We start from the raw sequence: 22,214 nt of genomic DNA, 5'->3' as shown, positions 1-22,214 counted from the left end.
GATACCGGGGTTGCCAAGCGTGGGCATTTTTGGCACTGGCTGGCTCAAAAACGAGGCTCGCCAATGCAACTGTTGCCTATTCGCAGGGCTGTCCTGTCCGTGACCGACAAGAGCGGTTTGCCCGATTTCGCCAAATTTCTGAACGAAAACGGGGTAGAACTCATTTCCACAGGGGGCACCAAAGCCCAACTTACCGCGGCCGGATTGCCCGTCACCGCCGTCGATTCCCTGACGGGATTTCCCGAAATGCTGGGTGGACGGGTCAAAACGCTGCACCCCCACATTCATGGACCCATCCTGGCCGACAAGGACGATCCCGAACACCTCGCCACCCTGACCCGGTTCGGACTCGCCCCCATCGACCTTGTCTGCGTCAACCTCTACGACTTCGCCAAAGCCCAGGCCGCCAACGCCGACCTTAAAACCGCCGTCGAACAGATCGACATCGGCGGACCCACCATGCTGCGCGCCTCGGCCAAGAACTTCCACTCCGTGCTGGTCGTTCCCGCCACCCAATACTACCCCGAGGTGGTCGCCGCCCTCAAGGCGAACGCCATGCAGGCCCCCCTCGACCTGCGCCAAACCATGGCCGCCCGCACTTTCGCCCTCACCTCGGCCTACGACGCCATGATCGCCGCGTACTTGGGAAAGGCGTGAGGGAAGTCGAGTAGGAAGGGAAGAGAAGAAAAGGCAAAGACTGGAGGGGAAACCCCCATGTGAACAAAGGGGGTTTCCCCTCCAGACCTCCCCTTCCCCCAAAAACGTTAGGCTTGGGGGGGAGGGAGCGTGGAGGGGGTCTCCGGGCGGATTGTTCGGGGGCCGGGTTCAACCGTTTTGAAATTGTTGCTTTGAGCGTGTGCTGGCGAAAGAAGGAGCGCTTGTTGGGCTCTTTTTTTGTTTGTCTGGCTTTGGGTCGAAGGAGGCGGCGCCGCTTGGCAAGCCATGAAAAAGTTTTTGAGGGAGGAGGGGCCTCCCCAGGCTTCTCTCTTCTCTTCCCTTCTTTACTCTTCGCTTTTCTCCTCACCCCAGATACGCTTTTCTCACCCGCTCATCGCCTGCCATGACCTTGGCGTCGCCCGAGGCGACGACGGTTCCGGCTTCGAGCACGTAGGCGCGGTGGGCGGCGCGCATGGCGAGGTGGGCGTTTTGTTCCACGAGCAGTACGGTGGCGCCTTCGCGGTTGACGCTTTCGATGATGTGAAATATTTCGCGCACCACGATGGGGGCCAGGCCGAGGCTGGGTTCGTCGAGCAACAGGAGCTTGGGCCGGCTCATGAGGGCGCGCGCGATGGCGAGCATTTGCTGTTCGCCGCCGGAGAGGGTGCCGGCCATTTGTCCGGCGCGCTCGCGCAGCCTAGGGAAGAGGGCGAACATGCGTTCGATGTCCTGGCGGATGGCGTGGCGGTCGTTTCGCGCGTAGGCCCCGAGTTCCAGGTTGTCGCGCACGTTTTGCCGGGCCAGCACTTGGCGTCCTTCGGGACAGTGGGCCAGGCCGCGTCGCACGAGTTTGTCCGGGGTCAGGCCGGCCGTATCCTGGTCGAGAAAGCGGATGGTTCCCGAGACCGGGGCCATGAGTCCCGAGATGGCCCGCAGCAGAGTGGTCTTGCCTGCGCCGTTGGGTCCGATCAGGGTGACGATTTCGCCCTGGTCCACCCGCAGGCTGACCTCGCGCACGGCCACGACCGCGCCGTAGGCCAGGGTGACGTTTTCGAGCTCAAGCATGCTCGGCTCCCAGATAGGCTTCCACCACGTCCGGGTCGTTTCGCACCTCTTCCGCCGATCCCAGGGCCAGCAGTTGGCCGAAGTTGAGCACCCCCACGCGCTGGCACAGCCCCATGACCAGGGGCACGTTGTGTTCGATGAGCAGCACCGTCAGGTCGAAACGGTCCCGAATGTCGGCGATGAAGGCGGCCAGATCGGTTTTTTCGGTGGGATTCATGCCGGCGGCGGGTTCGTCCAGCAGCAGGAGCTTGGGCGAAAGGGCCAGGGCGCGGGCGATTTCCAGCATGCGCCTGGCGCCGTAGGGCAGGCTGGCGGCCGTGTCGTGGGCCCGGTCGGCCAGACCGCAGAGTTTGAGCAGTTTCCAGGCGCGCTTGAGGGCGTAGGCCTCCTTGCGGGCCGAGCCGCCAAGGCCGGAAAGAGCCTGCCACAGGCTCACGCCGGCCGCGGCGTGCAGGGGGACGCGCACGTTGTCGAGCACGCTCATCTGGCCGAAGAGGCGGATGTTTTGAAAGGTTCGGGCCATGCCCATGAGGGCGATGCGTTCCGGGGAGCGTCCGGTGACGTTGCGGCCGAGAAAGCGCACCGTGCCCTTGGTGGGGCGGGTGATGCCGGTGAGCATGTTGAAGAGTGTGGTCTTGCCCGCGCCGTTGGGGCCGATCAGGCCGAAAATTTCGCCCTGCCGGATGGAAAATTCCACCTGGACCACGGCCGCGAGCCCGCCGAAAAGCTTGGTCAGGCCGTGGACTTCGAGCACCGGAGCGTCGACGTTCACGACCGCCCTCGTTTTTCAAAGAGTCCGGCCAGGCCGCGAGGCAGGTAGACGCAGGCGAGCACGAGCACCAGGCCGTTCAGGATCATGCGCGAATCCTTGAGGGGGCGGAGCACCTCGGGCAGGCTGACCAGAAGGGCCGCGCCCAGGAGCGGTCCCCATTTGGACCGGCCTCCGCCGATGAGCACGTACGCCAAGGCCCCGACGGAGGCGTCGAAGGTGCCCTGACGGGAGTTCCAGGTGTTGAGGAAGGGAGCGCTCATGGCCCCTGTGATTCCGGCCAGCATGCAGCCGAGCACGAAGGCCTGCACCTTGCGGGTGGTGGCGGGCACGCCCATGGCCCGGGCGGCGAGTTCGTCCTCCCGGATGGCGAAGAGGGTGCGCCCGAACCCGGAGCGTTCGATGCGCCAGACCAGGAGCATGGCGGCCACCAGCAGCGGGCCGAAGAACCAGAAGTAGGCCAGGCGACTTTCAAAAATCTGGGGCAAGCCGAAGATGCCCACGGCCCCGCCGGCAAGGTCGCAGTTGAGCGCCACCACTCCCACCACCTGCACGAAGGCGATGGTGGCCAGGGCCAGATAGATGCCGCGCAGCCGGAGCGCCGGAAATCCCAGGGCCACGCCCAAAACCGCGGACAGGGCCAGGGCGACGAGCCACTCCAGGGGGTGGAACAGAAATCCCAATCCGTCGCGCAAAGCGGCGAAGGCCGGGTTGGTGGACATGATGGCCGTGACGTAGCCGCCCAGGGCGTAGAAGCCCAGGCTCGCCAGGGAGAGTTGCCCGGCCATGAGGGGAAAGTACAGGGAAAGCCCGAGCAGGGCCTGCTGCAAAATGGTGACGAAGAGAAAGCCGTAACGTTCGATCAGGACTTCCATGGCGGCCTACACTTTCTGCTCCGCGGTGGAGCCGAGCAGTCCCTGGGGACGCACGAGCAGGATGACGAAAAGCAGCACGTAGGCCACGGCCTCCTTGTAAGAACTCATTTCGGGGGGGAGAAAGGCTTCGGCCAGTCCGATGACCAGGCCGCCGACCACCGCGCCGGGGATGCTGCCGAGCCCGCCCAGAACGATGACCGCCAGGGCCTTGAGCCCGTAGTTGACGCCGAAATAGGGGCCGGCCAGTCCGAAGCTGACCCCGATCAGGGTGCCGGCCAGTCCGCCGAACAGGCCGGAAAGAAAGAAGGTCCCCACGATGAAGCGGTCCACCGGCACGCCGAGCAGGCTGGCGGTGTCGGGGTTTTCGGCCGTGGCCCGCAGGGCCTTGCCCTGGCGCGTGAAGCGCATGAACCAGACCAGCCCGGCCAGCATGATCATGCTCACCGCGAAGAGCAGGATCTGCACGGTGCGCACGGCCACGAGCTTGCCCCCGATCTTGAAGAGCACGGCGGCGGGCAGGGAGCCGAACACGTCGGGGGGGAAGGCGTAGATCTCGGCTCCGAAGAGGTACTGCACGGCGTTGACGATGATGAGCGCCACGCCCAGACTGCTCACCAGGGCCAACAGGGCGTCGGCCCCGCGCTCGCGCAGGGGGCGGAAGGCCAGCCGTTCCACGGCTATGCCCGCGGCTCCGGAAAGCAGGGCTCCCACCAGGAGGGCCAGAGGAAAGGGCAGGGTGAAGGGCAGCTTCATGCCGGACAGCAGCCCGTTCAAGCCGAACTGTCCCACGGCCAGGGCGTAGGTCAGATAGGCTCCCAGGGTGAAGACGGCGCCGTGGGCGAAGTTGATGATGCCCAGAATGGAGAACACCAGGGTGTAGCCCAGGGCGAACACGGCGTAGACGCTGCCGATGGACAGGCCGTTGAGCAGATTTTGCGTGAACCAAGCCAGGGACATGGAGTGGAAAACGCCCGAAGGAGGAAAGCGGGTCTCCTCCGGGCGCGGGTTGGATTACTTCGAAAGGACGAAGGCCCCGGTCTTGCCGTCGGGGTTCATCGAGATGGTGGAGACGAAGAACTGCTTCTGGTCGATTTCCCCGCTGGGGTCGATGGCGATTTCGCCCAGGGGCGTCATGTACGATCCGGTGCGGATGGCCTGGTTGAGGGCGGTGCGGGCTTCGGCCAGGTCCATGGCGGTGATCTTTTTGCCGGTTGTCTTTTCAGCCTTGGCCAGGGCTTCGACCACCACCTGCACGCATGCGAAGGCCTGGGCCGAGAACTGCGCCGGAGGCTTCTTGTAGGCCTTGGTGAACAGCTCGACAAAGGCCTTGTTGACGGGATTGTCGGCCTGGGGGCTGTAGGCCTGGGCCACCAGGACCCCGGCGCACAGGGGGCCGCACACCGGGAACATGTTGGGCGAGTTGAGGCCGTTTCCGCCCACGATCTGTCCCTGGTAGCCGAGCTGGCGCAACTGCTTGACCAGGTTGCCGGAATCCGCGGCCAGTCCCGAGATGACCACCAGTTCGGCCCCGGAACCGAGCACTGCGGTCACTTGGGTGGTGAAGTCGGTGTCCGTGGTCTGGAATTTTTGCACGGTCACGGTTTCCAGGCCGAGCTTCTTGATGGCCTCCTGGAAAACCGAGGTCTCGGAGGTGGAGAAGGCGTCGTTTTGGGCATACAGCACGGCCACTTTCTTGATGGCCGAATTGATGGCCAGGGCCTTTTTGAGCGAATTGGGCGCCACGGCGGTCATGGGCGCGGACACCCGGCACACGTACTGGCCGATCTGGGGGATGCCCTTGGCGGTGTTGGAAGGCGCGATCACCGGAGTCTTGGCCCGGTCGGCTATGGGATCGGCGGCAAAGGCCTGCTGGGTGAGGGTGGGGCCGACGATGGCCACGACATGGGACGTGAGCAGGGACTGGAAGGCGTTGACCGCGCCGGCCTCGTCGCCACCCGTATCCTGGAACACGAGCGTGATGGGAGTGCCGTTGACGCCGCCCTTGGCGTTGAAATAGGCTTCGGCCACTTTGGCCCCGTTGACCTGCTCCTCGCCGAAGAGGGCGATATTGCTGGTCTGGGCGACGGCGATGCCCACGGGAATGGGATTGGCCACGGGATCGGCCAGGGCCTGAACCGTCGTGGCCAGCAACATCATGATGGTCGTCATGAACGCTTTGAACATGCGCGCCTCCGCTGATCGGGAATCGTGTGGAACTTTGGCAAATAGCCGAAATTACCCTTTTGTCAAGAAGTCGTCAGCGCGGCGCCCGGCGTCGGGGGGGCGGGAAGCGGGCCGGCGAAGTACATCTCCTCCACCTGGCCGGCGCTCATGGGGCGGGCGATGAGAAACCCCTGGGCCATCTGGCAGCCCATGTCCTTCAGGGTGTCGCGCTGGCCGGTCATCTCCACGCCCTCGGCCACCACGCACAGTCCCAGGCCTTGGGCCAGGGCCAGGATGGCCCGCACGATCTCGCGGGTTTCCATGCGGCTTTCCAAATGGCGCACGAACTGGATGTCGAGCTTGAGGTCGTCCACGGGCAGGCGGTTCAAATAGGCCATGGAGGAGTACCCCGTGCCGAAGTCGTCTATGGAAAGACGCACGCCCTTTTCGCGCAGTTGTTCCAGCTTGCGCACCATCTCCGAACCGCCGAGCATGAGGGACGTCTCGGTGATTTCGAGCTTGAGCTGATCGGCCGGCATGCCGGTGTCGGCCAGAATGCCCATGACCTGGGCGGTGAAGTCCTGTTTGGGCACGTGTTTGGCCGAGAGATTCACCGAAAGGCTCAGGTCACGGGCTTGGGGAAAACGCTTGCGCCAGTTCATGAAGGTGCGGCAGGCCTGACGCAGAATGAAGCGGTCCAGGGGCACGATTTTTCCGCTCTCTTCGGCCAGGGGGATGAACTCCACGGGAGAAATGCGTCCCAGTTCGGGGTGGTCCCACCGCACCAGGGTTTCGAATCCCGTGAGCCGGCCGTCTTCCAGGCGCACCACGGGCTGGTATACCAGATGGAACTCCTGGCGCTCCAGGGCCTTGTCCATGTCCTGTTCCAACCGGACGCGGCGTTCGGTCTGGCGCAGGAGCCGGTCGGTGAAGACCATGAAACGGTTGCGCCCGCGTTCCTTGGCCCGGCTCATGGCCATCTCGCTCTTGCGCAGCAGGTCCTCCGGGGTGTCGTCCTTTCCCAGGGCCAGGGCCAGGCCGATGCTGGCCCCCAAGGCCAGTTCGCGGTCCATGACCCGGATGGGTTCGCCCAACTGGGACCGGACGCGCTTGAGCACCTTTACCGGAATGCGGGCGTTGTCGAATTCTTCGAGCAACACCACGAATTCGTCGCCGCCCAACCGGGCCGCGGTGTCCAGGGAGCGCACGCAGCCCTGGATGCGCGCGGCGGCCTCGCGCAGCACTTCGTCGCCTCCGGGATGCCCCAGGCTGTCGTTGACGGTCTTGAAACGGTCCAGGTCGATGAAGAGCAGGGCCACCTGGTAGCTCGGTTTGCGCGACCGCCGTTGCAGGGCGCGGGTCAGGCGGTCGAGAAACAGGGTGCGGTTGGGCAGTCCGGTCAGGTTGTCGAACAGGGCCAGGTTTTCGAGCTGGGACTCCAGGCGCTCGCGCTCGGTGACGTCCTCGAAAAACACGGCGAGTTCGTCCGTCCCGGTGGAAAAGGCTTTCAGGCTGAATATGCCGGTGAAGTCGGTTTCGTGGTATTCGAGATGCCCGTTGGAATAGGGGTCGCCGGAGGAAAACACCCGCGCAAAGGCGCGCGCCACATCCGGGTGGCCCTTGCCGGGGAAAACCTCGTCCAGGGTTTTGTCCATGAGCGTGGCCAAGTCGCGTCGCAACAGGCGCTGCGCCGCCGGGTTGAACTCGGACAATGTCAGCGCGCTTTTGCCCTTGCGGGTGAAGAGCAAAAGGCCCATCGGCGCGCAACGCGCCACGCCCTGGAACCGGTTGGCCGTCCGATGGGCGATCTGTTGGGCGGCCCTGGCGTCGGTGATGTCGCGTCCGACTCCGACCGCGCCCTGGCGCGAGCCGTCCGGCAGGCGGGCCGGGGTGAAAACCCAGTGCACCAGGCGCTGGCCGAACAGTCCCGCCAGGCGAAGCTCGGCCTGCATGCTGGGCGCGCCGGTCCGTGTGTCCTCCAGGGCCTTGGCCGCGATCTCGCGGTCGGCCGGCGCCACCTTGTCCACGAAGTCCAGGCCGAGCAGGTCGTTTTCTTCCTCGCCGAAGAGCGAACGCAACGCCGGACTGACAAAGACCATGCGCCCCTGTCCGTCGAGGCGCATGAGAAAATCGGCCTGGTTTTCCACCAGCAGGCGGTATTGCTCCTGACTGCGCTGCAGGGCGGCTTCGCGCGCGGACATGTCCGCCAGCCAGGACAGCCGGCGTCCAAATCCCAGGGCCAGCAGGGCCACGCCGGCGGTGAGGGTCCACTGGCAGGCGAGGCGCACGCCCGGTTCGGGGAAGATTCCCTCGACCGCCCATCCGAGCATCATCAGGAAAAAGCCCAGATGCCGCAGTTGCCAACCCGGTCCGCCAAGCAAAATCAAACCGCGGTCCGCTCGCAGCAGGAAGACCAACAAAACGGCCAGGATGGTCGCTCTCGACAATTCGAGCATCAATTCGGGCACGGGCTTCCTCTGGGGGTTGGAGCGAAGCGACGGGTGCAAACGATGCATCCTCTCCTATCCAGACATGGCCATGAGGGCAAGCGCCCTGAACAACTGTACAAAAGGTTCTTCTCGTAGTAGAAAGGAAAAACTTGATAATAATCGTCTCGTTCGTATAGGAGAATCTTGATGGCCTGGTGGATCTGGCTCACCGCGGCCGCCGGACTCATGGTCGCCGAAGTGCTCACCATGAGCTTTTTTCTGGCCTGTTTCGGCCTGGGAGCCCTGGTCGCGTGCGTGGCCTCGGCCCTGGCCGCCGGGGCTACGGTCCAACTCACCGCGTTTTGCTTGGGGTCGTTGGTGGCTCTGGTCTTTTTGCGGCCGCTGCTCATGCGCAAACGGAAAGGCGCTCCAATGAATATCGACGCCTACGTGGGCCGGGAGGCCGTGGCCCTCACGCCGCTGCGCTTCGGCCAGGCCGGAGGCTCCGTGCGTGTGGGGGGCGAAATCTGGTCGGCGCGCCTATCCCGGCCGGGCGAACTGCCCGAAGGGGGCATGGCCCGCGTGGAGGCGCGCGAAGGCCTGGTCCTTCTGGTCGCCGCGCTTCCGGCCGGGACGGAACACACTCCAACACGGGAGGATGGCGAACATGATTAGTCCGGGACTGGTGGCGGTGGCCGCCGTCACGTTTTTCGTCTGCGCCCTGGTGGTCAAGGGCGTCATCATCGTCAAACAGAGCGAAACCATGGTGGTGGAGCGCCTGGGCCGCTTCCATCGGGTGCTCGATTCCGGGGTGCACGTCATCTGGCCGGTGATCGATCAGGTGCGCCAGATCGAGTGGAAAAGTCCCTACGAGGACGCCCAGGGCCGCAAGGTGGTGCTGCGCAAGCTCATCAGCCGCATCGATTTGCGCGAGGTGGTGTACGATTTTCCCAAACAGAAGGTCATCACCAAGGACAACGTCATTACCGAGATCAACGCCCTGTTGTACTATCAGATCGTGGACCCCAAGCGGGTGGTCTACGAAATCGCCAACCTGACCGACGCCATCGAAAAGCTCACCCAGACCTCATTGCGAAACGTCATCGGCGAGATGGAGCTCGACGAGGTGCTCACGGCGCGCGACAAGATCAACAAGACCCTTCAGGTCATTCTCGACGAGGCTACCGAAAAGTGGGGCGTGAAGGTCAACCGCACGGAGCTGCAGGACATCACCCCCCCGGACGACGTGAAGGCCGCGCTGGAAAAACAGATGCGGGCCGAACGCGACCGTCGAGCCCAGATTCTGGAAGCCGAGGGCGGCAAGCAGGCGCAGATTCTGGAGTCCGAAGGAGCGCGCGCCGCCTTCGTGAACAAGGCGGAGGGCCAGAAGACCGCCGACATCAGGGTGGCGGAGGGCCAGGCCCAGGCGCGCGTCCTGGCCGCCAAGGCCGAGGCCGAGGCCGTGCGCAGGGTGGCCGAGGCCTTTGGTCCGGACACGACCTCCGCGGTGCAGTACCTGGTGGCCGTCAAATACCTGGACACTCTGCGCGAGATGGCCTCGGGCGACAAGGCCAAGATCGTGTACCTGCCCTACGAGGCCACCGGCGTGCTCGGCGCGGTGGGCGCGGTGAAGGATCTGGTGGGAAAGGTGTCGAAAGCATAGTTCCGGGGCGGAGCCGGTCGGCAAGACGGCCGGAAAGCGGATTTTCGCACAAAAACGAGAAAAGGCCCCCGCGAGCGTGCTCGCGGGGGCCTTCGTCATGTCGTCATGTCGTCATGTCGTCGGGTCGGGAGGGATCTCGTGGTGGTCGTCGTCCTTGGGCTCCTTGCCCGTGAGGAACATCCACCAGCCCAGGGACAACAGGAGGATGACGCCCATGAGCACGTAGGTGATGGACTCCTCGTGGAGCATCAGGTCGTGAAAGACGTAGTATTGCATGGCGCGCCCCGTTGTTAGTGGTTGTCGTAGGACGGATGGTCCGAAAAAATGGCCATGTGCTTGGCGCTGAAGCGAAAGCACACCACGATGCAAGTGACGACGAATACCGAGACGATGATTTCCTGCAACGAGGGAAAGTAGCGTTGCGACGCCGGAAGGTTCACGTTGAAGGCGAACCAGGACACGTTGAAGCGGTTGAACACCACGCCCAGCACGGTGAGCGCGGCCGTGAACTTGATGAGCGAGGTGTTCTTGTTGCGGTAGCCGACGGCGTACAGTACGCAGGGCAGCACGACGAATCCGGCCATTTCCACAAGCCAGATGGGACCGTACACGGCGTCGGCGATGTGGCCGGCGGAGTTTGTGGAGATGATGCCGATGATCTTTATCCAGAAGTAGCCGAAGAGCACGATGGAACAGGCCTTTGCGAACATGAAGAGCACGCCGTCGTGGTCGCGCAGGTACTCCTCGCTCATGCGGTCGTGCATGAAGCGGTGGGAGATGGTGCCTTCGAAGATCACCATGGACATGCCCACCACCACGGCCGACACGAAGAACTGCAACGGCAGGTAGGACGAGTACCACAGGGGGTGCAGCTTGCCCGGGGCGATGAGATACAGGGCGCCCAGGGACGACTGGTGCATGGTGGAAAGCACCACGCCCATGACCGTGAGGGGAATGGAGGCCTTGTGGATGGCGTGGGAGATCTTGCGCATGCCCAGCCAGTCGGTGGCGTTGGGCAGCCATTCCACCAGCAGCACCGAGACGTAGAGCATGACGCACAGGCCCACCTCGAACAGCACCGAGGTGGTTCCCGGCGACCAGAAGACGGGGTAGGGCAACCGCCACGGCTGGCCCACGTCGAACAGCAGGGCGAATACCACGAAGGCGTAGCCGAGAAACGCGGTGAGAATGGCCGGCTTCACCGCCGTGCGCAGTCCCTTGATGTTGAAGATGAGCGCGCCGCAGGTGGTGGTGAAGCCGCCGGCGGCCAGGGCCACGCCGCAGAGCAGATCGAAACTGATCCAGATGCCCCAGGGGTTGTTGTTGTCCAGGTTGGTGGTCCGGGCCAAACCGCCTATGAAAAACCGGTTCACGGCCACGGCCGCGCCCAGGACGAGCAGCAACACCATAAGGGGGTGCTCTTTGGTGAAGGCGAAGAAAGTTCTGGGGTTGAGCAGGCCCTTGACGATGGAGCGGGCGCCTTCCGGCGTGGCGATATACGGCTCGTTCGCGTGATGTTGATTCATGAGTGGCCTCCTATCCCTTTTGGGCCTTGGAGCGTTCGCTTTCCAGGGCCTTGGCCACCGCCGCCCGGACGGCTTCGTCCTGGGCCTTCTTGGCCTCGCGTTCGCGCCACTTCGTAATGTTGTAGATGCCGCCCAGGATCACCGGCCACAGGCAGGCCACCATGGGCACCAGGGAGAGCGCTCCGGCCGTGAGCTGCGGGGCCGGCGTGCGGCCCAGGTCGTCGCGCAGCCCGATCTGGCTATACGGCGCGGGCGAGAGATACATCCAGTTGGTGCCTCCCATTTCGAACTCGCCGTAGAGGTGCTGCACGTACTTGTCGGGAGACGCGTTGATGCGGGTCCAGGCCTGCTTCACCAGATCCTCGCGCGGGCCCCAGGTCAGGGCCTCCATGGGGCAGGCGTTCACGCAGGCCGGAAGCGCGATCTTGCCCGCCTGGATGTGCGGATGGCACATGTGACACTTCTTGACGTAGGGAATCAGCTTGTCGAACTCGTAGCAGGGCACGTTCCAGGGGCAGGCCATCATGCAGTAGCGGCAGCCCACGCACACGCTGGGATTGTATATCACCGCTCCCTCGGGAGTCTTGGTGAACGCCTTGACAAAACAGGCCGAGGCGCAAGCCGGTTCCTTGCAGTGCATGCACTGCATCTTCTTGAAGACGGACTCCTTGCCGCCCAGGTCCGCGGGTTCGTACTTGTTGACCACCGTGAACGTATAGGCGTCGGTACGCCGGACGGCGTCCGGCACGGACAGGTCGGAAAAAGGCTTGGCCGGCTTGGGCAGGTCGTTGACGGCGTTGCAGGCCCGTTCGCACTGGCGGCAGCCGATACAGCGGGTCGCGTCGAAGAGCACGCCCATGGAACCGGGGTGACCGGGAAAGTCCCCGCCCGCCGAAGCCGCGGCGGGGCCGGCCGCGACAGTGGCGCCCGCGGCGCCGAGAAGCCCCAGAAAGGTTCTGCGCTTCATAGACGCCTCACTTTTTGGCCGTATGGCAGGTCTCGCAATCGGTGGGGGCGGGAGCGCCCGCGGCCATGGCCTTGTGACACTGATTGCACTGGATGTGATAGGCGGCCATCAGGCCGGGCCGCTTGGGGTCCTGGCCCTGGAACGGCTTGGAGTGACAGCTCCCGCACTTGGGCGGAGTCTGGCCGAGGGGCGTGTGGTGATGGCATCCCTGACAGAGCGTGCCCGGCTGGGCATGGAAGGCTTGGGCCAGGGGCGAGCCCTTGGAGATGGCCGCCAGGGCCTCGACATGGACCGAATGGTCAAAGGTGCAGGCGTCGAACTTCTTGGAAAGCGATCCGATGACCACGCTGTCGGGACCGGTCGGCTGGGCCTGGGCTTGCGCTTCAACCTGGGCCTGGGTCTGGACCTTGGGTTGGTGGTGGCACGCGGTGCAGGAAGTAGGGTTGGGGCCGGCCGCGATGTGTTGATGACAACCGGCGCAGTTTTGCTTTCGGGTTTCCTTTTCGTGACAGCCCACGCAACTCATGCGGGCCCGAGGGTCGTGCATGGCCCGCGAGAGCTGGATGTACCCGCCGTCCGCCGCTCCGGCGCTGGTATGACAGGCGGAGCACCGGTCCATGGAGGCATGATGGCAGGTCTCGCATTGCGCGACCGCCGCCTCGTGCTTTTGGTGGTCGAAAGCGGCCTTGGACAGGGGGCTCGTGGAAGGCTGGCCGTCTATCCCTGTGCCGCTTATGACCATTTGCGGGGCTTGCGCGTTGGCCGCGCCGCCGCCGCTCCATCCCGACCCGACCGCGAGGGTCGTGGCCAGGGCCAGCGCCAGGATCAGGACTGCATTTCTTGCCCGGCGTAACACTCCTACGAATTTTGTCATACGCATCCGTCCTTCCCTTCAGATGTTATGCACTCCAAAGTTCGCACCGGGAGGATTTCTCCTCCCCTGTGAGCGCCTTTTGTCGACATTCCAAACCAAGCGGCCTCATCGAAACGCCTCGGTCGCGAAACGTCAGCGACAGGAGCACGCGCCGTTACGGGCGCATCTGGACAAAAGACAGGTCCGGATCGTGTAGGCAATATGCCTTGTATCTTCCATTAGCCTCCTCCGTGGTCCAGCGCAAGCGGGCGCGTGCGCAAAGTCGGCGGAAAAGACCAACAAAAAACGGGGCAGGGAAAGGAAGATGAGACGTGAGGCGAGACTTGATGTTCTATTTCAGCATGTTGCGTGCGTCATTCGCGCCGGGTTTACGTCCGCGCGACGCCGCACAACATCTACGATATATGGCCGGTTGGCGCAAGCCTTTGTCCTTGGGGCGACGGTGTCTTGCGTGGGTAGGGATGGCGTATGCTTCCGGTCGCGCCGCCCGGGAGTCCAAAGCGTCGCGTTGCGAAGCGCGGCTTTGGACTCCCGGATGTGTCGTTGGCGGGTCAGTTCGTCTTCCGGGGCATTTTCTCATAGAGATAGAAGAAGATGTCATCGCGCAGGTTCAGATACCCCTTGTACAGCAGATGCCCAATGTCGGGGTATCTGATGAGCAGTTTGAACGTGTCGCGCGGGACCGGGTACTCCTTGCCGAGCAGGCCTCGTCCGCTGCGCATTTTGACGGGGTAGATGTCGTGGTTCATGTGAAAGAAGTATTTCGCGCTTCGGCAAATATGATGAACATAGTTGACGACCGCGGATGCGTCCATTTCGCCCAGGCTGTTCTTGTTCATGAAGAGGTCGACCGAATCCTCGGGAAGCTTTTCGATCTCCCAGGAGGGGAGGAATATCAGATCGTATTGCGACAGGCTTTCCGCTGCGAAAGGTTCTTCTCCATACAAGAGCGCTTTCTTCTCCGGCCAGACATTGAGCAGATAGTAGGAGGCCAGGCACAAGGTCTCGGGGATGTCGAAATCGATGAACGTGAATTCCTTTTTGTCGCGCAGCGTGAAGTAGGCAAGTTTTCCATATCCGGCGCCAAGGTCGGCCACCACGGGCTTTGCAATGTCGCAGACCAGGCCGCTGAGCATGTCGCCATAGATATCGTTGAAGAACGAGCCGATTCCAACGAACGTCCCTTCGATGATCGTCCCGTTCTGGTTCCCCGCCTGCGGGTAGGACAGGCGCCGGATGTCCTTTTTGTCGCCGTTGATCCATCTCCAGGCTTGCAGCGATTTGCTGAAGATGTACTTGACATAGGCTCGCCGCAAAAAAGACGTTTCTGTCTTGCGGATCAGCGTCGTACTTTCGATGCCGTGATCCTTGTCCCAGGCCCCGAAGTTTTCCAGGAAGTGGTGGAACGTGTCCATGTCATTCTTTTCAAGGCCTTCAAACAAGCATTGATAGGCGTCTTCCAACTGTTTTTGCCACACAGAGGAAGGCACGTAGACCGGATTTGCGTGGGCCTGGTCTTCTTTCATGCGCTTGTAGGCGTCAAAGACACGCTTTGCGGTTCGGATCTGAAAGTCTGTCCTGTTCGAGGGGGCCTTGTATCCGGGGTTGTGTATCGTTATGGAGCGGGATTTGCGGTTTATGATGTTGTAGAAGACGGCGTAGAGCATGAACAGCCTGGTCTTGATCGCCGGCAGCAAGGTCTTGTCTTTGTAAGCTTCTATGACAAGCGCGAGAAACTCTTTGGCCTTCACGTACTGTACCCTTCACGTGTTGATGGTGTGCGGAAAAAAGACCTGCCGAAACGCTTGGTGTGGATACTATGTGCTGCGCCGCTTCGCGTGTCCTCCTGGATTTCACTTGGCTGCTAACAGCCCCTGGAGAAATATTCGCTGGCTGCGTTACACCAAAGAAGTCAAACCCTCAAGTATGTGAAATGCGCTTCGGGTTTGACTTTTTCTCTCGCCTTGCCAGGGGTTCTTGAGAAGGGTGTAGGAATCGACTTTTTCAACCGCCAGTTAACACTCGCATTCCGGGTTTCTGGCCTGGAGCTTTTGCAGGGTGGCGGTGAGAAGGGGATGGTCGCCGACTTTCTTGCGCGCGTCGCAGAGCACCTTGATCCCCGGGGCGTCTTCTCCCGTCTTGGCCAGGGCGGTCAGCAGCAGGTCGTAGGTGCGGGCGTTGTCCGGCGTGACCTCGATGGACCCCTTGAGGTATTCGAGCGAGGCCTTGTAGTGGCCCTTTTCCTGAAGTTTGAGGGCCAAGAGCGTGAACAGGCCGTGTTCGTCCACGTACAGGCTCACGGCTTCGCGGAAGTTGCGTTGCGCTTCGAGCAGGTTGCCCTCGTCGAGAAATTTTTGTCCCTTGAGCACGCATTGGTCTATCTTGAGCTTGCGCTCGCGCAGGGCTTCCAGGGTGACGCGTTCGGTTTCTTCCTTCACTTTTTGGTAGAGCGCGCCCACGTAGCGCAGGAGTTTCGCTTCCTGGCCCTTGAGGTAGGGCAACCCCTTGGGGGCGAGCTTGGCCACCAGGGCGATCTTGCCCACGTTGGAAAAGGCCTCGCGGAACTGAGTTTCAATTTCGCTTTTGTCCATTCCGGCGAGCTTGACCGAAACAAAGCCCTTGAGGGCCATGCCGAGGGCGTGCAGGGCGCGCAAGTCCTCGTTGCGCAGGTAGTAGCTTTTGCACCGGGCCAGGTCTTGCTTGATGGTCTTGGCGGTCGTCTTCATGCGCTCTCCCGATGGTTCAATGGGCTCCGGCCCAGTCGCGTCCCACGCCCATGTCCGCGACAAGGGGCGCATCCAGCTCGGTCACGTCCGACATCACGGTCCGCAAACGTTCGCCCGCCGGGCGGCCGTTTGCCTCCGGGGCCTCGATCACCAGTTCGTCATGCACCTGGAGCACGAGCCTGGCCCCCAGCCGCTCCAACTCAGCATCGTTGTCCGTGGCCAGCATGGCCATCTTGATGATGTCGGCGGCGCTGCCCTGGATCACGGTGTTGACCGCCTGGCGGTTGGCCTGGGCCTTGAGTTGGGCGTTTCGGGACCGGATGTCGGGCAAAAGGCGTCGCCTGCCGGCCAGGGTGGTGACGTAGCCCTGCGCCTCGGCCTGGTCCACCACCTGCTGGTAATAGGCCTTGAGCGTGCTGAGTCGTTCGAAATACTTGGCGATAAAGTCCTTGGCCCTGGCCAGGGTCAGACCCAGCTCGCGGCCCAGCTTCTGGGGCCCCATGCCGTAGAGCAGACCGAAGTTGATGGTCTTGGCCTGACGGCGCTGGGCCGGGGTGATTTTCTCGGGGGAAGCGTCGAAAAGCAGGGCCGCGGTCCGGGTGTGAATGTCCTGGCCCTGGCGAAAGGCTTCGAGCAGGGCCGGGTCCTTGGAAAAGTGGGCCAGCACGCGCAGTTCGATCTGCGAATAGTCGGCCGAGGCCAGCACGTGTCCGGGCGCAGCCACGAAACAGGCCCGCATGCGCCGGCCCAGAGCCCCGCGCACGGGGATGTTCTGCAGGTTGGGATTGCTGGAGGAAAGCCGCCCCGTGGCCGTGGCCAACTGGTTGAACGTGGTGTGGATGCGCCCGTCGGGACCGGCCAGTCTGGGCAACGGTTCGAGATAGGTGGAGCGCAGTTTTTCCAGCTTGCGGAATTCGAGCACCGAATCCACCAGCGGATGCTGCCCGCGCAGGCGCTCCAGGACCTCGGCCGAAGTGGAGGCCGCGCCTCCCGGTGTTTTGCCTGGCGTCTTGAGCCCCAACCGGTTGTAGAGCACGTCGGCCAACTGTTGGCTGGAGCGCAGGTTGAACACCACGCCGGCCTGGTCGTGCATGGCCCGGCTCAATTCGTCCAGCTTGGCGTTGACCTCGCCTGCGAAGGCCGCGAAAGCCGCCGGGTCAATGCCCACGCCCAGGCGCTCCATGCGCACCAGCACCGGAATGAGCGGTTGTTCGAGCCCGGCCAGGAGAGGGCCCAGACCCGCCTGTTCCACCCGGACGCTCAGGCGCTTGCCAAGCGCCAGGCAGACCAGGCCGTGGCGTCCGGGCGGGGCCTCGTCCGGGCTGTAGGTGGGATCGGTGAACAGGCTGTCGGCCAGGCGCTCCCAGGAATAGACGCGGTCCTCCGGGCTCAAAAGGTAGGCGGCCAGGCCGAGGTCGAAGAACCGGTCCAGGGGGACGGCGCTCCAGGCCGGATCGGCGCCAAGAAGCTCCTTGACGCTCGGGGTGTGGATGCGTTGCGCCCGGGCCAGCAGGGGAACGAGCTCGGCCGCGGGCCGGGTCACGGTGTACTGGGATGTGTCCAGCCCCAGACAAAAGCCCTGTTCCGCTCCCAGGTGGACCAGGGCGACTTGCGCGCCCGACAGGTCGGGCAGGTCGGCCGGCGGGGTCGGGGGATCGGGATCAAGGTCGGGTGCCGGGACCGCGGGCTTGGGAGGCAGCAGCGAGAGTTGCTCCTGGCCGGAGTGGGCCGGACCGGCGGGAGTCTGGGCGGAGCGACCCTGGACAAAAGACGGCGAGGCCTTGGCCGGCGTGGCCTGAAGTCCCAGGGTCTGGGCTTCGCGGGCCAGGGTGCGCAGTTCGTAGGAGGCCAGAAAGGTGGCCAGGTCCGCCGCCCGGGCCGGACGCACGGCCATGGAGTCCAGGGTCACGTCCTGGGCGGCGTCGGTGCGCAGCCGGGTGAGCTCGCGGTAGGTGAAGAGGTCGTCCAGGTGGGGCGCGATCTTGGCCCGGATGTTGGGTTTGAGGTCTTCCAGGCCGTCTTTGAGGGCTTCCAGAGTGGGAAACTGGGTCAGGACCGTCGCGGCAGTCTTGGGGCCCACCCCGGGGACGCCGGGGATGTTGTCGCTCGCGTCTCCGGTCAGGGCCTGAAAGTCCGGCCAGTGGGCCGGTCCCTGCGGAAAGTCGGCCATGAAGTCGGACAGGGTGACGAATTTTTCCTGTTTGCCCGAGGGGTCCCAGAGCACCACCGAGGCGTCCAGGCACTGACGCAGGTCCTTGTCCGAGCCCACGATCACCACGGGAAATTTTGCCTTGTAGCGGGCGGCCAGGCTGGCGATGGCGTCGTCGGCCTCCATGTTTTCCTGCCGGTAGACGGGCAGCCCCATGAGCTCCAGGCCCTGGGCGATGGGGGCCAGTTGTTGGACCAGGGGTTCGGGCATGGCTTCGCGCTGGGCCTTGTAGGCGGCGAAGAGTTCGTGGCGGAAATTGGGGCCGCGTCCGTCCAGGATGAACAGGGCGTGGGTGGGGCGTTCCTCGCGCAGCAGGCGCAGCCCCAGGCGAAGGACCGAAAAAAGCGCATTGGTCGGGAAACCGTCCGAACGGGTCAGGTCTCCAAAGGCGTAGAACCCTCGGTAGATGTAAGACGTTCCGTCGATGAGATAAAGCGGTTCGCCGGGGGTGGGCAGGCGGTCCCTCAGGGGCATGTCGTATCCTTTTCGGTTCTTGTAGCCTGTTGCTCGGGCTCAGGCAACCGTGCGGGCGCTTGGTTCGGGCCCACGTCAGGAGCGGGGATGGAGCCGGGGAAAAAATCGTTGCCCGGTGACGCAACATGGGGTAGGTACGCTGTCATCAAGCTCTCTCGCCTCCCTTGTTCGGGGAGAATATTCATCACCATGACCGCTGTTTGTGTTGGAGGTGCCGTATGACCCGGGTCATGAATATCGTCTTGTTGGCTGTTTTGATCGTCGGAAGTTACGCGTGGCGTCAGGATGTCGCACGCATGGAATATGCCCTGCATCAGTCTGAACACGAAACGCGTTCGATGCGCCTCGAATTGGAGAAGACCCGCGACGAATCCGCTTTGCTCCAGGCCGTGGTCTGGGCCAACCTTTCGCGCATCGCCGATCCCGTGCCCAACAGGGTCCTCACCGTGACGGCGTACTCCACGCTGGAGCTCATGCAGGACGGGCAGGACGAATCCATGCTCACGGCGTCCATGTCCAAACCCAAGGAAGGCGGGGTGGCCGTGTCCCGGGACCTGTTCAAACAGGGATGGGTGTTCGGCAAGAAAGTCTACATCAAAAACCACGGCGTGTTCACCATCACCGATGTCATGGGCGAAAGCCGCCACAAGAGCGTGGACATCTTCATGGACGACCACGGTCGCGCCGTCGAATTCGGCAGGAAGCGCATCGAGGTCGTGCTGCTCGACGTGTAACCGAAAGCCGGGATTTTCCAACGTCATCCGAAGGCCCGCCAACACGGGGCGCACGGCCGGGTGTGTCGTCAATACAGCGGATTGCAGCCTGTTTTTTTTTGCTCTTTCCAAGGTAGGGCTTCTTTGCTAGAGCCCAGCCACATTACCGGGGAAATTCGTTTCCCTCTGTCATTGACGTCAGCCCTCGGGCGGGTCATTTCCTCGGTTGCGCGTCCCACGGGACGCGTCCGATCCTGAAGATTCGTGAAGATCGGCGATCGTCCGGCTTCGCCGACCAGGCGGAATACGGCCTGTGCCGTCTTTCCAGGCCGAAAACAAGGGAGCCTCCATGTACCGTCGCGTCCTTACGCTTTTCGCGCTTTCGCTTTTCTGGTCCATGACCGCATGGGCGCAGGATTCAACCTATGACATGGAAAAATCCGTGTCTCGGGCCCTGTCCGCCAACCCGCAGATGCAATCCGCCAAACAGCAGATCTACGGCGCCCAAGAGGGCGTGCGCGCGGCCACAGCGGCCTTCGCCCCCACGGCCACGATCAACGCCTATTCCTGGACGGCCAGGACCAACACGCCCCTCAACCTGACCCAGACCCTGAGCGGGGGCGACACCGTGACCATGGGCCAGAGCAGCCAGTGGTACCACAGCTATCTGGTCAACGTGGATCTCAATGTCACCCAGCCCTTGTTCACGGGTTTTCGTCTGCTTTCCACCTATCAAAAGGCCAAGCTGGCCAGGACCCAGGCCGACGAGACCTTCCGCCGCACCGAACTGACCATGATCAAGACCGTGCAGACGGCCTTCTTGACCCTGCTCAAGTCCCGGTCGGACGTGAAGTCCAACGAGGACTCGGTGGCCAGGCTCAAATCCCAGCTCAAGGTGACCACGGCCTTCTTCGACGTGGGCCTGCGTCCGCGCCTGGACGTCTTGCAGGCCGAAGCCGACCTGGCCACGGCGGAACAGAGCCTCCTGGCGGCCAAGAACAGCGTCGACATCCAATTGGCGACCCTGAACTCGTTGCTGAACATGCCCTTGGACGAGCCCCTCAACTACGTGGGCGAACTCAACTATTCCCCGTTCAAGATGACCCTGCAACAGGCCCTGGACGAAGCCTATAAATATCGGCCGGACATCTCGATCGCCCTGAAAAGCGTCGAGATCGCGGAAAAGGACGCCAAAATCGCCCTCTCCCCCATGCTCCCGCAGTTGCAGGCCTCCTACGACTACATTCGCCAGAGCGACCACCTGGACTTCCGCAATACCGACGTGCCGGTGACGTCGGGTTTCTACACCGAACGCCACCAGTTTCAGATCACGGTCAGTTGGAAGGCCTGGGACTGGGGACAGACGTTTTTCTCCTACCGCCAGGCGGACGACAACACCAAGAAGCTGCGGGCCGACCTGGCCAAGCTGCGCCTGGACGTGGGGGCGGACGTCAAAACCCAGTACCTGAACATCCAGGACGCGGCCAAGCGAATCTCCGTGGCCCGCAAGGGCCTGGACGCCGCCAACGAGGGCTACCGCCAGGCCGTGGCCCGCTACCAGGCCCAGGTGGGCACCAACACCGATGTGCTGGACGCCCAGGCGCGCGTGAGCAAGGCCGAGGGACAGTTGACCCAGGCCCTCACCGACTACCAGACGGCGGTGGCCAACCTGAACTATTCCATCGGGCGCAAGAATCTCAGCTTGTCCCTCTAACCTCGCCCCATCGTTTCAGCGGCCCGCGATGCGTCCGGGCCGCTTTTTTTTTCGTTCAAATGAAAACGGTTATCAGTTCTCGCCAAACACCACGTCCTGACGTAAACTTGTTGTTCCGCCATCATTTCGACGACGGGTACAAGGAATCAAGCGCAGCATGAACGACAACACGCAAAGCGGGCGCCCAGGCTCCTCGGCCGCGCACGGGCAACCCTCCCCGGAGGACCGACCAGACGCGCGGCGTCGCGTGGGCATGCCCGGCCGGGAAAAAAGCAAACGCCTGGCCGATTTTTTGTTCGAAACGAGCATGTTGCGGCGTACCCCCCGAACGGGATATCAATTCCTGGGCTCGGGGTCGGAAAATGTGGCCGAACACAGCTTCGGCACCGCGGTCATCGGGTATGTCCTGGCCGACATGGCCGGGGCCGACCAGGCCAAGACCGTGCTGCTGTGCCTGTTCCACGATCTGCACGAAGCCCGCACGGGCGATTTCAACTACGTCAACAAGCTCTACGACCGCCTGGACGCCCGTGGGGCGCTGGAGGACGGTTTGGCCGGAACCGGGCTGGAAGCGCCCCTCCTGGCCCTGTTCGACGAGCTTGAAGGCGACGACAGCCCGGAAGCCCGACTGGCCCACGACGCCGACCAGCTCGACCTCATCGTCAAGCTCAAGGAGCTGGGGGACCTGGGCAATCCATACGCCGGCAAATGGCTCGAATGCTCGGTGCAGCGACTGCGCACGGACCAGGGACGCGAACTGGCCCAGGCCGTCATGACCACCGACCACACCGACTGGTGGTTTTTAGGGCCTGACGTCTGCTGGTGGCAACGCAAAAACGGGAAGGAGTGACATGCGTCTCGCCGTTCTTTCGGATACCCACCTTGTGGAGCCCACCGACTCCTTCAAACGCTTTTTCGACGAGCACGTGGTCCCGGCCGATGCCGTGATCCACTGCGGAGACATCTCGGGCAAGCCCCTGCTCGACTACATGCTGGCGAGCCATCCCCAGGTGTACGCCGTGGCCGGCAACATGTGCCAGTGGCCCCTGGGACGCGATCTGCCGCCGACCTTGAGCCTGAACTTGGCCGGCAAGCGGGTCGGCGTGACCCACGGCTGGGGGGAAAAGCTCAGCCTGGCCACCCGCGTGTACGAGGCCTTTGGCCCCGGATTCGACATCCTTTTCTTCGGCCATACCCACAAACCGGACAAGGTGGTCATCGGCAAGACCCTGCTGGTCAACCCGGGAAGCTTTTCCGGTCAGGAACCCTGCATGGCCTTCGTGGAATTGGACGATACGATCCGGGTCGATTTTCGCCGTTTTCCGGGAGCGCTCGCAACATAGGCCAGGGATTTTCAAAACCCGACCAGACGGCGGGTATGGCCGCGAGT

General features: G+C 63.2%; 21 protein-coding genes. 8 read left to right on the top strand and 13 right to left on the bottom strand.

All coding sequences use genetic code 11. The annotated features are described in order from the left end of the window. Positions 1–63: 63 nt before the first annotated feature. Positions 64–657: an IMP cyclohydrolase gene (locus tag ACYQ01_RS06395; protein ID WP_459932995.1), complete on the top strand. Its 594-nt coding sequence runs from the start codon at positions 64–66 to the stop codon at positions 655–657. 363 nt (positions 658–1,020) lie between these two features. Here the strand turns inward: ACYQ01_RS06395 and ACYQ01_RS06390 are convergent, their stop codons facing one another. The 6 genes from ACYQ01_RS06390 to ACYQ01_RS06365 form a co-directional block, all read right to left on the bottom strand. Then, entirely contained in the window at positions 1,021–1,722 is a 702-nt protein-coding gene (locus ACYQ01_RS06390; RefSeq protein WP_459932994.1) for an ABC transporter ATP-binding protein, read from the bottom strand. Next, positions 1,715–2,494 (bottom strand): ABC transporter ATP-binding protein, encoded by a 780-nt coding sequence (locus ACYQ01_RS06385; protein WP_459932993.1) that lies wholly within the window; start codon positions 2,492–2,494, stop codon positions 1,715–1,717. The genes ACYQ01_RS06390 and ACYQ01_RS06385 overlap by 8 nt, the downstream gene beginning before the upstream one ends. Beyond that, the gene (locus ACYQ01_RS06380) at positions 2,491–3,366 is read right to left on the bottom strand and encodes a branched-chain amino acid ABC transporter permease (protein ID WP_459932992.1); all 876 of its coding nucleotides are present in this window, start codon (positions 3,364–3,366) and stop codon (positions 2,491–2,493) included. The genes ACYQ01_RS06385 and ACYQ01_RS06380 overlap by 4 nt, the downstream gene beginning before the upstream one ends. Before the next feature lie 6 nt (positions 3,367–3,372). After that, positions 3,373–4,323 carry a branched-chain amino acid ABC transporter permease gene (locus ACYQ01_RS06375; protein ID WP_459932991.1) on the bottom strand — a complete coding sequence of 317 codons (951 nt, stop codon included), beginning with the start codon at positions 4,321–4,323 and terminating at the stop codon, positions 3,373–3,375. 54 nt (positions 4,324–4,377) lie between these two features. Then, on the bottom strand, positions 4,378–5,550 hold the full coding sequence (locus tag ACYQ01_RS06370; protein WP_459932990.1) for an ABC transporter substrate-binding protein: 1,173 nt from the start codon (positions 5,548–5,550) through the stop codon (positions 4,378–4,380). 62 nt (positions 5,551–5,612) lie between these two features. Next, the gene (locus ACYQ01_RS06365) at positions 5,613–8,045 is read right to left on the bottom strand and encodes a putative bifunctional diguanylate cyclase/phosphodiesterase (protein ID WP_459932989.1); all 2,433 of its coding nucleotides are present in this window, start codon (positions 8,043–8,045) and stop codon (positions 5,613–5,615) included. Between the two features lie 120 nt (positions 8,046–8,165). On the opposite strand from ACYQ01_RS06365, the gene ACYQ01_RS06360 reads away from it, so the two are divergent. Together ACYQ01_RS06360 and ACYQ01_RS06355 are read left to right on the top strand one after the other, a co-directional pair. Continuing rightward, on the top strand, positions 8,166–8,633 hold the full coding sequence (locus ACYQ01_RS06360; RefSeq protein WP_459932988.1) for an NfeD family protein: 468 nt from the start codon (positions 8,166–8,168) through the stop codon (positions 8,631–8,633). After that, the gene (locus ACYQ01_RS06355) at positions 8,626–9,621 is read left to right on the top strand and encodes an SPFH domain-containing protein (protein WP_459932987.1); all 996 of its coding nucleotides are present in this window, start codon (positions 8,626–8,628) and stop codon (positions 9,619–9,621) included. The genes ACYQ01_RS06360 and ACYQ01_RS06355 overlap by 8 nt, the downstream gene beginning before the upstream one ends. 111 nt (positions 9,622–9,732) lie before the next feature. On the opposite strand, the gene hmcD is transcribed toward ACYQ01_RS06355, so the two are convergent. The 5 genes from hmcD to ACYQ01_RS06330 form a co-directional block, all read right to left on the bottom strand. Beyond that, positions 9,733–9,897: a sulfate respiration complex protein HmcD gene (gene hmcD, locus ACYQ01_RS06350; RefSeq protein ID WP_459932986.1), complete on the bottom strand. Its 165-nt coding sequence runs from the start codon at positions 9,895–9,897 to the stop codon at positions 9,733–9,735. A gap of 14 nt (positions 9,898–9,911) precedes the next feature. After that, on the bottom strand, positions 9,912–11,147 hold the full coding sequence (gene hmcC, locus ACYQ01_RS06345; RefSeq protein ID WP_459932985.1) for a sulfate respiration complex protein HmcC: 1,236 nt from the start codon (positions 11,145–11,147) through the stop codon (positions 9,912–9,914). A gap of 10 nt (positions 11,148–11,157) precedes the next feature. Next, entirely contained in the window at positions 11,158–12,114 is a 957-nt protein-coding gene (gene hmcB, locus ACYQ01_RS06340; RefSeq protein ID WP_459932984.1) for a sulfate respiration complex iron-sulfur protein HmcB, read from the bottom strand. A 7-nt stretch (positions 12,115–12,121) separates the two neighbouring features. Continuing rightward, the gene (locus ACYQ01_RS06335) at positions 12,122–12,988 is read right to left on the bottom strand and encodes a cytochrome c3 family protein (protein ID WP_459932983.1); all 867 of its coding nucleotides are present in this window, start codon (positions 12,986–12,988) and stop codon (positions 12,122–12,124) included. Positions 12,989–13,539: 551 nt separating this feature from the next. Then, positions 13,540–14,514: a putative sugar O-methyltransferase gene (locus ACYQ01_RS06330; protein ID WP_459932982.1), complete on the bottom strand. Its 975-nt coding sequence runs from the start codon at positions 14,512–14,514 to the stop codon at positions 13,540–13,542. On the opposite strand from ACYQ01_RS06330, the gene ACYQ01_RS06325 reads away from it, so the two are divergent. Continuing rightward, positions 14,494–14,856, top strand: a complete 363-nt coding sequence (locus ACYQ01_RS06325) for a hypothetical protein (protein ID WP_459932981.1) — start codon at positions 14,494–14,496, stop codon at positions 14,854–14,856. The genes ACYQ01_RS06330 and ACYQ01_RS06325 overlap by 21 nt on opposite strands. 147 nt (positions 14,857–15,003) lie before the next feature. Here the strand turns inward: ACYQ01_RS06325 and ACYQ01_RS06320 are convergent, their stop codons facing one another. Together ACYQ01_RS06320 and polA are read right to left on the bottom strand one after the other, a co-directional pair. Next, positions 15,004–15,714, bottom strand: a complete 711-nt coding sequence (locus ACYQ01_RS06320; protein WP_459932980.1) for a tetratricopeptide repeat protein — start codon at positions 15,712–15,714, stop codon at positions 15,004–15,006. A gap of 16 nt (positions 15,715–15,730) precedes the next feature. Then, positions 15,731–18,397: a DNA polymerase I gene (polA, locus tag ACYQ01_RS06315; protein WP_459932979.1), complete on the bottom strand. Its 2,667-nt coding sequence runs from the start codon at positions 18,395–18,397 to the stop codon at positions 15,731–15,733. 296 nt (positions 18,398–18,693) lie between these two features. Here polA and ACYQ01_RS06310 point away from each other — a divergent pair, with 296 nt between their 5' ends. From ACYQ01_RS06310 to ACYQ01_RS06295, 4 genes are all read left to right on the top strand, one after another. Beyond that, positions 18,694–19,131 (top strand): 3D domain-containing protein, encoded by a 438-nt coding sequence (locus ACYQ01_RS06310; RefSeq protein ID WP_459932978.1) that lies wholly within the window; start codon positions 18,694–18,696, stop codon positions 19,129–19,131. Positions 19,132–19,459: 328 nt separating this feature from the next. Beyond that, positions 19,460–20,824, top strand: coding sequence for a TolC family protein (locus ACYQ01_RS06305; protein WP_459932977.1), 1,365 nt, complete (start codon positions 19,460–19,462; stop codon positions 20,822–20,824). Between the two features lie 253 nt (positions 20,825–21,077). Then, a complete protein-coding gene (locus ACYQ01_RS06300) occupies positions 21,078–21,674 on the top strand; it encodes an HD domain-containing protein (protein WP_459933897.1) in 597 nt (198 codons plus the stop codon). 1 nt (position 21,675) lies between these two features. Next, the gene (locus ACYQ01_RS06295) at positions 21,676–22,167 is read left to right on the top strand and encodes a metallophosphoesterase family protein (RefSeq protein ID WP_459932976.1); all 492 of its coding nucleotides are present in this window, start codon (positions 21,676–21,678) and stop codon (positions 22,165–22,167) included. The last annotated feature ends 47 nt before the right edge of the window (positions 22,168–22,214 follow it).

Source organism: Fundidesulfovibrio butyratiphilus (assembly GCF_054657235.1).
Note: the sequence above shows the minus strand (reverse complement) of the source record. Positions and strands in the feature narration are given on the sequence as shown.